The sequence below is a fragment of the Mesorhizobium waimense genome, from assembly GCF_003601975.1.
GTDB lineage: Bacteria > Pseudomonadota > Alphaproteobacteria > Rhizobiales > Rhizobiaceae > Mesorhizobium > Mesorhizobium waimense.
Window position 1 is genome coordinate 188,404 of sequence record NZ_QZWZ01000005.1, and the last position, 12,183, is coordinate 200,586.

A 12,183-nucleotide genomic window follows, 5' to 3' on the forward strand; every position below is an offset into this window, starting at 1 on the left:
CGGCACGGCAACCTCCTGTGCCTTGGAGTTTCCGTCGGGTCATGGCCGCGCTCAATGACGAGGTTGATCCACCAACAGCGCCCAGATGGCGAACAGCGGCGCGCCGAGTGATCTCATCGCATGTTTGATGCCAGGCGGATTGTAGAATGAACCGCCGATGCCCGGCGAAAACCAATCGTTGTCAGCCTGCTTGAACTCGCCATGCGAAAGCACGAGGTAAGTTCTTCCGCCGGATGATCGTGGTCGGGATACCGGACGTGAGGAGCCATCAACTTGACGCCAATCCTTTCTGTCCTCGATGCCGCCCGGGCCAAGAATCATCGCATTGGCATGACCGTCTGGAAATTGCTGCTGGCTGACGAGTCGGGTTCGCTTTCAGCCGCCATTCGAGCGACGGCTCGATCGCCTTAAAGCGTTCGACAAAATTGCGAAGAGCGGACGGAATCGCGTCTTCAGCCAACGCCGAGCCAAGATAAGAACAGATCGGCAAACGGCTCCCGGCCCTGGCCCTTTCCAGCCCGGGAACTTCCGTTTGGGCGAAGAGCTGGATGATCGATCTGCGCGACCGCAGGTCATGTGAGACCCGGTCGAACGCCACGAACGCAGTGTCCAAAAAATATTGCAGCGCTTCACTTCCGATCATGGCCGAACCCTTGTTATGAATGAGCGGACGCGCTCGTCCGCTCTCGGCCATCAGATATCTTTCGTCAGACGCAGTGCGTCGAAGATCGCGGCGTGCGTATTGCGTGCCGAGACGGCGTCGCCGATGCGGAAGAGCTGGAATTGGCCCTGCGGATTCCGCACCACCGACTGTGGCTGTCCAGCGATGAGTTCATCGTGCGAAATCTCGCCGTGATTGGTCGATTTCGGTTTGAGGTCGAAATAGATGTCATCGAGCGGAATGGTGCCGTGGTTGACGACAACCTGGTCCACGACGCGCTGCTTGGAGACGCCGCCGTAGTCACTGCCGACGTTTGCAATGAGCTGGTTGCCGTTCCTTTCAACAGATTCGAGCCGATAGGTGACCGTGAAGGTCACATCGAGTTTTTGAAGAGACCTCATGTAAGGCACGAGGTTCATAGCCATCACCTCGGGGGAGAAGGACCGGTCCGGGGTCATGATTTCAACCTTCGCTCCCGCACCGGCTAGGAATTCCGCGGCCTGGAGTGCCGCATGATCACCCGCGTCGTCGAAGATGAGGACATTGGTTCCCGGCTTTACGTCTCCGGAGATGATGTCCCATGACGACACCACCAACTCGTTGCCCTTGGAAAGGACGTCGGTGTGCGCGACCCCGCCCGTCGCAACGACGACGACGTCCGGGTTTTCCGCCTCGATGGTTTCGGCTTCCGCCCAGGTATTGAACTTGACGCTCACTCCGTATTTTTCGCACTGGGCCATGCGCCAATCGATGATGCTCATCATCTCCTTGCGGCGCGGGCTCTGCGCTGTCAGGCGGATCTGCCCTCCCGGACCGCTGGCGGCCTCGAAGACCACGACCTCGTGCCCCCGCTCACCTGCCACGCGGGCGGCCTCGAGGCCAGCCGGCCCCGCACCGAGGATGACAATCTTCTTGCGGGTCTCGGCCTTGGCGACGATGTGCGGCATGGTCAATTCGCGACCAGTCGCTGCGTTGTGAATGCAGTATGCCGCCCCGCCCTGATAGATGCGGTCAAGGCAATAGTTGGCGCCCACACACGGCCTGATTTCATCTTCGCGCTTTTCGATGATCTTGCGCACGATGTGTGGGTCGGTCATGTGAGCGCGCGTCATGCCGATCATGTCGACCTTGCCGGATGCGATCGCGTGGCGTGCAGTCGCCACGTCCGGTATTTTCGCTGCATGGAAGGTTGGGAAGTTGGTCGCGGCACGAATCTCGCCGGCAAAATCAAGGTGCGGCGCATTCGCCATTCCCTGAATTGGAATGACGTCCGTCAGGCCCGCATCGGTGTCGATGTGGCCGCGGATCACGTTGAGGTAGTCGATAAGTCCGCTGTCCTTGAGGCGCTTGGAGATTTCAAGGCCCTCGGCCTTGCCAGTGCCACCGGGAAGAGCCTCATCCGCGGTGTATCGCACGCCCAGGATGAAGTCCTCGCCCACCCGGGACCGGATCGCCTTCAAGACATCCATGCAGAAGCGCATGCGGTTGTCGAGCGAACCGCCATAAGGACCATCAAGTTCGTTGGTGAGAGGAGACGTGAACTGGTCGAGCAAGTGGCCGTAAGCCTCGAGTTCGACGCCATCCATCCCGCCTACCTTCATTCGCTCGGCGGCGTCAGCAAAATCCTTGATGATGCGCTCGATATCCCAGTCTTCAATCTTCTTGGGAAATGCCCGGTGTGAGGCTTCACGATGATGGGACGGCGCCACAACGGGAAGCCAATCGCCTTTGTCCCAGCGTGTACGCCGTCCAAGATGCGTCAGCTGGATCATGATGGCGGCACCCTCTTCGTGCACCGCATCGGTCATCTGCTTGATCCACGGCACGATCTCGTCCTTGTAGGCGAGCAAGTTGTTGAAAACCGGGGGACTGTCCTTCGAAACCGCCGCAGACCCGGCTGTCATCGTCATCGCGACACCGCCCTTGGCCCTTTCTACCGTGTAAGCAAGATAGCGCTGCTTCGGCATCCCGTCCTCCGGGTAGGCCGGCTCGTGGGATGTCACGATGATGCGATTGCGCAGGGTCAAATGCTTGAGTTTGTACGGCTGCAGAAGGGGATCGTTCGACATCTGACGGACTCCGGGCTGGAACGGTAAGTGCGAACGCTATTCCAAAATGTACACATGTGTCAAGTTTTGATGCCAATAGGTCGACTAACTCGACATAGATGTACATTTTACTGGTCTTCACGTCGACATTTTGTTAGGCTGGTCGCTCATGGAGCAAATTTCGAACGATAGCGGATGGCGCGGATCGCCGGAGGGGTGGCTTGCAGCCGCCTACGACCTGCTTCTTGAATCCGGCGTCGACACGGTGAGAATTTCGCCATTGGCCAAGAAATTGGGCCTGTCGCGCACCAGCTTCTATTGGTTCTTCAAGGATCGAGAGGAACTGTTGGCTGCCCTGGTGGCGCGTTGGCGAGACAAGAACACCGGCAACCTCGTCAAGCAGGCTGAGGCATATGCCGAGACTGTCGTGGAAGCGATGCTAAACGTTTTCGATTGCTGGCTCGACAAGTCTCTGTTCGATTCCCAGTCCGAATTCGCAATCAGAAGCTGGGCGCTTCAATCTCCAGACATTCTGGCAGAGGTACAGAAAGCCGACCAGAAGCGTCTCGACGCAATGAGCCAGATGTTCGTGCGCTTCGGTTACAAGGAAGGCTCAGCCGACGTTCGAGCGCGTACCATCTACCTCGTGCAGATCGGCTACATCTCAATGCAGACCAAGGAAGATCTCGCGGTCCGCATGAAGCGCATCCCCGAGTACGTGGAGATTTTCACAGGCGAGGCGCCCGAGCAGCGCGAGTTGGATCGGTTCTTCGCCAGGCACGGCTATTCGGCGGGTTGAGGAGAGTTTCGACAATGGGGCTGAGGTGGCGCCTGAAACCAAAGGGAAGAGCCTCAGCGAGACAGCCGCCGGGTATTCGCACTAACCGGAGGCCGGCTCTGCCCGCATGAGTAAAGCCGAGTGAGGTGGAGTGGTGTTGGGAGGCCCGCTGGCATCCCAGCCACTCCACCAACTCGAATCAGCTCCACCGCGGTGCGTGGCTCGGGGAGACTAGGCAGAGCGTGACTGAGCACCACAACCGTTCACACTAGCCGCTGGCGATGTCCGGGGCGGTGTCTATTCGTGAGCGACATCTGGCTGCCGGAGCGCTTCCCGATCGACCGGTTGTCGTCGCGAGGGCAGTTGATCCGCGTGGGTGCCGGTCGCACCGCGCCAGGCCGCCCTACGCCTTCCACGAAGGAAGGAAGGTCGCCTTGCGGCTATGATATGCGCACATTGTGCTTGCGCTTCATGAAGTCCTTGGCGGTCTCCACCGCCACCGCTGCGTCGCGGCAATAGGCGTCGGCGCCGACAGCCTTGCCGAATTCCTCGTTGAGCGGCGCGCCGCCGACGAGAACGACATAGTCGTCGCGAATGCCCTTTTCCTTCATCGTGTCGATGACGACCTTCATGTAGGGCATGGTGGTGGTCAAAAGCGCCGACATGCCGATGATGTCGGGCTGGTGCTGCTCGATGGCGTCGAGATATTTCTCGACCGCATTGTTGATGCCGAGGTCGATGACGTCGAAGCCAGCGCCTTCCATCATCATGCCGACGAGGTTCTTGCCGATGTCGTGGATGTCGCCCTTGACGGTGCCGATCACCATCTTGCCCTGCTTCGGCGCGCCGGTGGCGGCAAGCAGCGGACGCAGGATGAACATCCCGGCCTTCATCGCGTTGGCGGACAAAAGCACTTCCGGAACGAACAGGATGCCGTCGCGAAAATCCTCGCCGACGATGCGCATGCCCTCGACCAGCGCCTCGGTCAGCACCTTGTAGGGCGCCCAGCCGCGCTCGAGCAGGATCTGGGTGCCTTCCTCGATCTCTTCCTTCAACCCGTCATAAAGGTCGTCGTGCATCTGCTGCACCAACTCGTCGTCGGAAAGCTCGGAAAGGATGATCTCGTCGTCGGCCATTTTGATCCAGCTGCACAGTGACGTTTCAAAAGTCGGCCGGCACCTGCGCGAGCGAACAAGTGCCGGCCTAGGTAGCCCCGGGAGTCGGGCTTAAGCGTCCAACCAGACGTTCTGGAAGTCCATTTCGTAGGTCTGGTGCATTCCGTAGTTCTTCACCTTCTTGTTCATGTGGCAGTAGAGTTTCTGCCAGAACGGCTGGATGATGACGCCGGAATCCTGCAGGATCTGCTCGACGTCCTTCATGACCTCCTTGCGCTTGTCGGGATCGGCCAGCGAAAGCGCCTGCTTCAGCTTGGCGTCGAAATCTGGGTTGGCATAGGCCGTTTCGTTCCAGGCTTCGCCCGAGCGATAGCCGAGCGCCAGCACCTGGACGCCCAGCGGCCGCATGTACCAGATGGTCATCGAGTACGGATACTTCGTCCAGTCGTTCCAGAAGGTCGAGCCCGGCAGCACAGTGCGCTTCACCTTGATACCGGCATCGCGCAATTGGCCGGCGATCGCATCGCCGGTGTTCTTTTGCCATTCGTCCTCAACGGTGATCAGCTCATGCTCGAAGTCGGCCTGACCGGCATCCGCCATCAGCTTCTTGGCGGCGGCGGCATCGCGTGTCTTCTTGGGCAGCGGATAGTATTCGGGATGGATCGGGGCGACGTGGTGGTTCTCGCCGACCGTGCCGAGCCCGGCGTAGCCGAGCTGCATGACGGCATTGTTGTCTACGGCCATCTGCAGCGCATTGCGCACCCGCTGGTCGTCATAGGGTTTATGGGTGATGTTGGTGCGGGCAACGAGTGTGGTCGCCGTCGCGACCTCCGATTTCACCAGATCCATCTTATCGAGGGCGTCGATGAAGTCGGCCGGCGTTTCGAAATCGAGGTCGATCTCGCCGGACTCGAAGGCATTCAGCGTGGCGTTGAAGTCGGTGCCGTAGTCGATGAACTCGACACCGTCGAGCGGCGCCTCGCCACCCCACCACTTGCCGTTCTCGCGGCGCTTGACGACCGCCTTCTGGCCGACGTCGTAAGACACCAGCTCGAAAGCTCCGGTACCGATTGGCTTCTTGATCGGGTCGGCGCCATCCTTGTCGAAGTCGCGATGCACGACCAGCGCCGGATAGTCGGTGAGGCCCGGTATGATCGCGATATCGGCTTCGGCCAGCTTCAGCTTGACCGTGTGGTCATCGACCTTGGTGATAGCCCCATCCTTGGCCTTGCCAGTCTTGGCATCGATCAGCGCGCCGACGCGGGCAGCCATGGAATTGCCGGAAGCCCCCTTCTCGCACCAGCGCTTCAGATTGGCGACCACGTCATCAGCGTTGAAGGCATCGCCATTGTTCCAGGTGACGCCTTTGCGCAGATGCAATGTGTATTCGGTGGCGTCGTCATTGACGTCCCAGCTTTCGAGCAGGACCGGCTCGAACGTGAACTGGTGCGTGTACCGCACCAGCGGCTCCAGCCAACAACGGGTGATGTTTGCCATCTCGGTCCAGTCATAGGTGCGCGGATCCTTCTGCGCCTTGACCGACATCGAAACATGCAGCGTCCCGCCCTTCTTCGGCTCCTCGGCCAGCGCTTTTGTCGGCGCGGCAAGGCCGATCATGCCGTAAGCAAGGGCTGTCGACGCGCCAAAGGCGCTGGCCAGCGCCAGGAATTCACGCCGATCCATGCGACCTGCACGTGCGTCCTCAGCCATCGCTTCGATGGCAGCAGGAACGCGATCGCCATTGCTTCTAAAGAATCTCATTTTTTCCTCCCTTGTGGTTCTTTGGTTCCGTCACATCTTCAACTGATGGTGTCGGGCAGTTTTTCCTCACGCCGCGCGATCAAATCCTTGAGACCCTCGGCGATGCCCTCGTCGAGCTTTGGCTCCTCATAGTCGGCCAGCATGTTGCGCGCTTTCTCGCGACCGCGCGTGTCGTGGTCCTTCGCGCCTTCAGCCTTCCACTGTTCAAACGAATTGAAGTCCATGATGCTGGGCATGAAGAAGGCGGACTCGAAATGTTCGAGCGTGTGCTGGGTGCCCAGGAAATGGCCCTGAGGCCCGACCTCGCGGATCGCCGCCATGGCTTCCTTGAAATCGTCGAACGGCAGCCCGCCGGCATATTTGTACCAGCCGACAAGCTGCTCGCAGTCCGTCGCGAATTTCGAATAGCCGCAGGTGAGCCCCGCCTCCAGCCAGCCGGCCGAGTGCCAGATGTAGTTGGCGCCGGCCAGGATGGCGGCATGCATCAGCATGTTCGCCTCGTAGCCGGCCTGGGCGTCGTTCAGCTTCGACCCGACATGGAAGCCTGACGTGCGCCACGGCAGCCGGTATTTCCTGGCAAGCGCACCCATCAGATACATCATCTGCGCGGCCTCCGGCGTGCCGCCCATCGGGGCGCCGGTCTTCATGTCGACGGTGACCATGAACTGGCCGTAGATCTGCGGCGAGCCGGGACGCAAGAGTTGCGTGAACGCGACGCCGGCCAGCGCTTCCGCATTGACCTGCGCGACCGCGCCGACGGCGGAGGCCGAGGTCGAGGCGCCGCAGAGTGCGAAAGGTGCCAGGATCAGCGGTTGGTTGCTGCGCGCATAGACCTTCATGGCGTCGAGCATTGTGGCGTCCCACACCAGCGGCGAGTTGCAGTTGGTGATCGACACCAGCACCGGATTGTCGCGAACGAACTCCTCGCCGAACACGATGCCGGCCATCGCCATCGTGTCTTCGGCGCGTTCCTTCGAGGTGACGATGCCCATGAACGGCTTGTCGGAATGCTTCAGTGCCGAATGGATGATGTGCAGGTGGCGCTTTGGGACCGCAATTTCCATCGGCTCGCAGATGACCGAGCTCGACGAGTGCAGCGCCGGCGCCATGTAGGCGAGCTTGTGAAAATTGTTGAGGTCGGCGAGCGAGCCGTAGCGCCTGTTGTTGTCGAGGTCGCGCACATAGGGTGCGCCATACATCGGCACGAAGATGGAGTTCTTGCCGCCGACGCGGACGGTACGCTCGGGGTTGCGGGCGTTGAGGGTGAATTCCGGCGGGACCTTGGAGACAAGCTCCATCAACAGCGCACGGTCGATACGGACGCGCGTCTCGGAGACATCGGCTCCGGCCGCCTTCCACAGGGCGATCGCCTCGTCGTCCCGGAACTCGCAGCCCACCTCTTCGAGAATCAGGAGCGATTCTTGGTGGATCAACTCCACCGCCTCGTCAGGCACCATCTGATAGGCGGGGATCTGACGTATCAGGGCCGGAAACGACGCGATGGGAGCGCCTCGCATCGCCTTGCGCCCCAGGCGGCCGCCGCTGCGGCGGTGTGCAGTCTCGGTCACTTCAACGGCCGGTGCGTTCATGGCAACTCGATCCTCCCTGATCTCTTCAACTTAGCGAGACGAGATATGGCTGTGACGCTGGAAAATCCTGATCGATGCGATAAGCTGTGATTATGGATAGCCTGCGACATCTCTTGCCGTCTGCGAACGGACTGATCGCCTTTGAGGCAGCCGGCCGTCTGCTCAATTTCACGGCGGCCGGCAAGGAACTTGGCATGTCCCAGGCAGCGGTTTCACTTGCGATTAGAAAGCTCGAGGAGCAGTTTCGTACCAAGCTGTTTGTTCGGGGCCACAGGCGGGTGCATTTGACGGAAGCGGGCGCCCGTTTCTTCGCTGATGTGTCCCTCGGACTTTCTCATATTCAGAAGTCAGCAGAGCGACTCAAAGGGTCCACTGGCGGCAATCACGTCACCCTATCGGCCTCAACCGCATTTGTTTCACTTTGGATGGTGCCGCGGCTGCAGCGTTTCCGTGAAGATCTCCCTGGCATAGAACTGCGCATCCAAACCAGCGATCGAGACATTGACCTCGCTGCAGAGGGGATTCCTCTCGGAATTGTCGGAGGCGATAACCAGGACTGGCCAGACTATTTTTTGTTACCGATAGCCCCCGAGGAAATCTATCCGGTATGCAGTCCTTCCTATCTTGTGAATTATGGGAAGCCTCAAACTGTGGCGGACCTAGCCAGGCACCGACTCATTCACCTTGATGAACCACACAGACCGGCCGTTACATGGCCAGACTGGCTTGCCTCTGCCGGTCTCGATGGTTCTCTTGCACCCCAAGGTCTACGGATCAATGACTACGTTTCCGTCATCCAATCGGTGATGGAGGGCCAAGGTGTCGCCCTGGGCTGGGCCCACCTCACCGAACGGCTAGTGAAAACCGGATCGCTGGTACGACTAACGGAGCACGTTCTTATTACCGGCAAGTCCTTCAACGTCGCTTGGCCAAAGAAGCTGGATGTGACTGAGCATGTTGCCGCTGTCAGAAAATGGCTTGCAGATCAGAATGTCTAGCAGTTGGGGCTGACGCGACCCAGTCATCACGACTTAGAGCAAAGCCCGGCTTTCAGGTCGCGGTCAACGAACCTTCTGCGGAAAGCCGACGCGCAACGCGATTGCGAGCAAACGGGTTTGCCGAAGAGATCGCGGGCGACTGCAACGCTGATACGCCTCCGCCATCGGAAACACATCCGATCATGCTAAGACCCCTATCTCCACCTACTCGCCGAAGACCTGTGGCCCGGCCGAAGTCGCACCTGGATCTCATCTCCGTCACCGAGTTCCGACACCACGCGTTCGGCGTCGGAAAGTCTTCGTCCAACGTATAGGACGAGGTCGTCACGAGGCAGCGCATGCCGGCTGCGAGTGCGGCACGCAGACCATTGTTGCTGTCCTCGACGACCAGGCAGCGCCTTGGTTCAGCTCCCAGTTCGACACTAGCCAGTGCGTAGATCGCCGGATCTGGTTTCTTCGCCGGCACGATATCGCCGGCAAAGACACGTATCTGCCGCGATCGCAAGGGACCAAGCATCACGTCGACGATCGCTTGGACGGCCCGTTCGTTTGAGGTCGAGCAGATCGCTAGTTTGAGACCAGCCGCAGTCGCCTCAGCCGTGCGACGCCGGACCGCAGCGGCAGCCGGCCCGATTTGATCAATTCCATGAAGATGTTCGTCTTCAGTTCATGCAGCTCCCTGATCAACCTTCTCCTCGGTCTCGGTGCCCTGATCAATGTCTGCGCCACCCTGCCCGCCAACTACCTCGCCTTCGAATATCCCAGCGCCTCCGACCCCCTGGTGGGAAGATATCGTTATTGGGCTGCCGCCGCAGATCGTAAAGGATTCGATGATCGACTTGCTCGAGGCTCCCGGATTGGGCGTCGACATCGATGCCGCAGGCGCGAAGAAGCACCTCAAGGAAGAGGACGCCGGCTTCTTTGACTGAATGTTAGGATCGCGACCCTTTTGAGACGTTGAATGCGTGGTTTGAGACGTCCGGTGAGGGTCGAACCGTCCCACTCGCAAGTCGTTGTCGCCGATCACCGCACGGATCCCTAGGCGACCTTTCAACGCCAGAGTTCTGTGCCCGGTCGGAGGTGTGTCTTCGATGAGAAGGAGAGTTGCAGCGAAAAGGCCCAAAAAGTTCCTTCCGAGCGCCATGAGGTTGGCCAAGGCCGCCGCGGCACGAGCAAGTCAAAGCTCACTCGTCCGGTCTGGCCATTTGACCGGATTTGCTGCCTAAATAGCCTCGACTTACAAAACTCGGACACCCTATGAACAAGCTGCGCGACGCATTTGAGATCGGCGAGCATCCACTGACCTTGCGCTCGCGAAAAGCGGAACGCCGCGACGGCTTTACGCTCGAGGAGCTCGATTTCACCACGTTGCATGGCGAGCGGGTGCGAGGGTTCATTGCCCGTCCGCTACACAGCCGGTCGGTGCCTGCGGTGTTGTGCATTCACGCCCATGGCTTTCGCTATGACGTTGGCGCCAGCGAGCTGCTCGATGGCCGGGCGGGCCTGCACAGCCCGCCTGGTCCGGCGTTCGCGGCGATGGGTCTCGCGACGCTCATGATAGACATGCCCGCCTTCGGGCTGCGCACCGAGCCCGGCGAGAGCGCCCGCACCAAGGCCAGGCTTTGGCGCGGCTGCTCGCTTGCCGGCCAGATGGTGGGCGAGCAGGCAGCCGCTTTCGCCTGGCTTGCCGCGCGTGACGACATCGTTGCCGACCGTATCGGCGTCTACGGCATGTCGATGGGCGCAACACTGGGCTACTGGCTCGCGGCGGTCGAGCCGCGCATCGCCTGCGTGGCACATCTATGCTGCTTTGCCGACTTCGCAAGCCTCATCGACACCGGCGCGCACGATTTGCACGGCATCTATCTTACGATTCCCGGTCTCTTGAACCTGACCAGCAATGGTGAGATCGCTGGACGGATCGCGCCGCGGCCGCAATTCATCGGCATCGGAGACCAGGATCCACTGACGCCGCCGGGAGCCGTGGATCGCGCGCTTGTGCAGACTAAGGCCGCCTATGACCGGGCCGGAGCCAGCGGCAAGCTCGTCGTTCACCGGGAGCCGGAGAGCGGACATGCCGAAACGCCGGCCATGCGCGCCGCCGTGGTGGACTTCTTCCGGCGCCACCTTGCCGATGGTTAGTGCGAAGCGACGCGCAGCCCGGCGGAATCGAAGAGGTGCATCCGTTCAGGCGGCAGAGCAAGGCTGAGCGGCGCGCCCTGCGTTTCGACGCCCTGCCGCTTGAGCACAGCGACCAGCTTGTTGTCGCCGGCGATGGTGGCATGGACGACCGTTTCCGGCCCCAGCGCCTCGGCCAGCGTCACCTGCGCTTCCAGCGATCCTTTGCCGCCATCCGAAAGTTCGATGTCGTGCGGCCGGATGCCGAGCGTGGCGTTGTCTCCCGGCTTCAGCGCGGTCCCCTCGGCCGCAACCCTGGCCGAGAGCCCGCCGGGACCTTCGACGGTCACCTCGTTCGCGCCGACCGAACGCACCTTGACCGGCAAAAGGTTCATGCGCGGCGCGCCGATGAAGCCGGCGACGAACAGGTTTGCCGGCGCGTTGTAGAGATCGAGCGGCCGGCCGACCTGTTCGACCTTTCCGGCCCGCATCACCACGATACGGTCGGCGAGCGTCATCGCCTCGACCTGGTCGTGGGTGACATAGATCATCGTCGTTGCCAGCCGCTTGTGCAGTGCTGCCAGTTCGGCGCGCGTCGAGATGCGCAGTTCGGCGTCGAGGTTGGACAGCGGTTCGTCGAGCAGGAACGCGGTCGGGTTGCGCACCACCGCACGGCCGATCGCCACGCGCTGCTTCTGGCCGCCAGAAAGCTGCCCTGGGCGGCGGTCGAGATAGGGCGCGATTTCCAGCATCCGCGCCGCTTCCGCGATGCGCTGGTCGATCTCGGCCTTCGGCGTGCGGATGTTTTCGAGCCCGAAGGCAAGGTTCTGGCGCACGCTCATATGCGGGTAGAGCGCATAGGACTGGAACACCATGGCAAGCCCGCGCTGCGCGGCCGAAACCTCGGTGACGTCGGCGCCGTCGATCTCGATCTTGCCGCCGGTCGGCCGGTCGAGCCCGGCGATCAGCCTGAGCAGCGTGGACTTGCCGCAACCCGACGGGCCGACGAGGACCAGCATCTCGCCGTCGCCGACGTCGAGATTGATGTCGTGCAGGATCTTCACCTTTCCGTAGGCGCGATCGATGTTGGTCAGCGTTATCCGTCCCATGGCGCC

10 protein-coding genes and 2 pseudogenes are annotated in these 12,183 nt (G+C 60.9%); 4 read left to right on the forward strand and 8 right to left on the reverse strand.

What is annotated here, in order from left to right; genetic code table 11:
• Positions 1 to 51 precede the first annotated feature (51 nt).
• From D3227_RS44270 to D3227_RS08950, 3 genes and pseudogenes are all read right to left on the reverse strand, one after another.
• Positions 52 to 269, reverse strand: a pseudogene (locus D3227_RS44270) (dimethylsulfonioproprionate lyase family protein).
• Positions 269 to 694: a dimethylsulfonioproprionate lyase family protein gene (locus D3227_RS44275; RefSeq protein ID WP_425374489.1), complete on the reverse strand. Its 426-nt coding sequence runs from the start codon at positions 692 to 694 to the stop codon at positions 269 to 271. Before D3227_RS44275 ends, D3227_RS44270 begins: the two are co-directional and overlap by 1 nt.
• Positions 694 to 2,730, reverse strand: coding sequence for an NADH:flavin oxidoreductase (locus tag D3227_RS08950; RefSeq protein WP_120013755.1), 2,037 nt, complete (start codon positions 2,728 to 2,730; stop codon positions 694 to 696). Before D3227_RS08950 ends, D3227_RS44275 begins: the two co-directional genes overlap by 1 nt.
• Positions 2,731 to 2,878: 148 nt before the next feature.
• Here D3227_RS08950 and D3227_RS08955 point away from each other — a divergent pair, with 148 nt between their 5' ends.
• Positions 2,879 to 3,508: a TetR/AcrR family transcriptional regulator gene (locus tag D3227_RS08955; RefSeq protein ID WP_120013756.1), complete on the forward strand. Its 630-nt coding sequence runs from the start codon at positions 2,879 to 2,881 to the stop codon at positions 3,506 to 3,508.
• A gap of 419 nt (positions 3,509 to 3,927) precedes the next feature.
• Here the strand turns inward: D3227_RS08955 and D3227_RS08960 are convergent, their stop codons facing one another.
• The 3 genes from D3227_RS08960 to D3227_RS08970 form a co-directional block, all read right to left on the reverse strand.
• Positions 3,928 to 4,623, reverse strand: coding sequence for a corrinoid protein (locus D3227_RS08960; protein WP_120013757.1), 696 nt, complete (start codon positions 4,621 to 4,623; stop codon positions 3,928 to 3,930).
• A gap of 90 nt (positions 4,624 to 4,713) precedes the next feature.
• Positions 4,714 to 6,363, reverse strand: a complete 1,650-nt coding sequence (locus D3227_RS08965; RefSeq protein WP_120013758.1) for an ABC transporter substrate-binding protein — start codon at positions 6,361 to 6,363, stop codon at positions 4,714 to 4,716.
• Positions 6,364 to 6,401: 38 nt separating this feature from the next.
• Positions 6,402 to 7,952 (reverse strand): trimethylamine methyltransferase family protein, encoded by a 1,551-nt coding sequence (locus tag D3227_RS08970; protein ID WP_120013759.1) that lies wholly within the window; start codon positions 7,950 to 7,952, stop codon positions 6,402 to 6,404.
• 92 nt (positions 7,953 to 8,044) lie between these two features.
• Here D3227_RS08970 and D3227_RS08975 point away from each other — a divergent pair, with 92 nt between their 5' ends.
• Positions 8,045 to 8,950: a LysR substrate-binding domain-containing protein gene (locus tag D3227_RS08975; protein ID WP_120013760.1), complete on the forward strand. Its 906-nt coding sequence runs from the start codon at positions 8,045 to 8,047 to the stop codon at positions 8,948 to 8,950.
• Between the two features lie 52 nt (positions 8,951 to 9,002).
• Here the strand turns inward: D3227_RS08975 and D3227_RS44280 are convergent, their stop codons facing one another.
• Positions 9,003 to 9,593 (reverse strand): HAD-IA family hydrolase, encoded by a 591-nt coding sequence (locus D3227_RS44280; RefSeq protein ID WP_120013761.1) that lies wholly within the window; start codon positions 9,591 to 9,593, stop codon positions 9,003 to 9,005.
• A gap of 42 nt (positions 9,594 to 9,635) precedes the next feature.
• On the opposite strand from D3227_RS44280, the pseudogene D3227_RS08985 reads away from it, so the two are divergent.
• Together D3227_RS08985 and D3227_RS08990 are read left to right on the forward strand one after the other, a co-directional pair.
• Positions 9,636 to 9,879: pseudogene (locus D3227_RS08985) on the forward strand (mandelate racemase/muconate lactonizing enzyme family protein); the annotation flags it as partial.
• A gap of 328 nt (positions 9,880 to 10,207) precedes the next feature.
• On the forward strand, positions 10,208 to 11,092 hold the full coding sequence (locus tag D3227_RS08990; RefSeq protein WP_245451701.1) for an alpha/beta hydrolase family protein: 885 nt from the start codon (positions 10,208 to 10,210) through the stop codon (positions 11,090 to 11,092).
• On the opposite strand, the gene D3227_RS08995 is transcribed toward D3227_RS08990, so the two are convergent.
• Positions 11,089 to 12,177 (reverse strand): ABC transporter ATP-binding protein, encoded by a 1,089-nt coding sequence (locus tag D3227_RS08995; RefSeq protein ID WP_120013762.1) that lies wholly within the window; start codon positions 12,175 to 12,177, stop codon positions 11,089 to 11,091. The two genes, D3227_RS08990 and D3227_RS08995, sit on opposite strands and share 4 nt — an antisense overlap.
• Between the last annotated feature and the right edge of the window lie 6 nt (positions 12,178 to 12,183).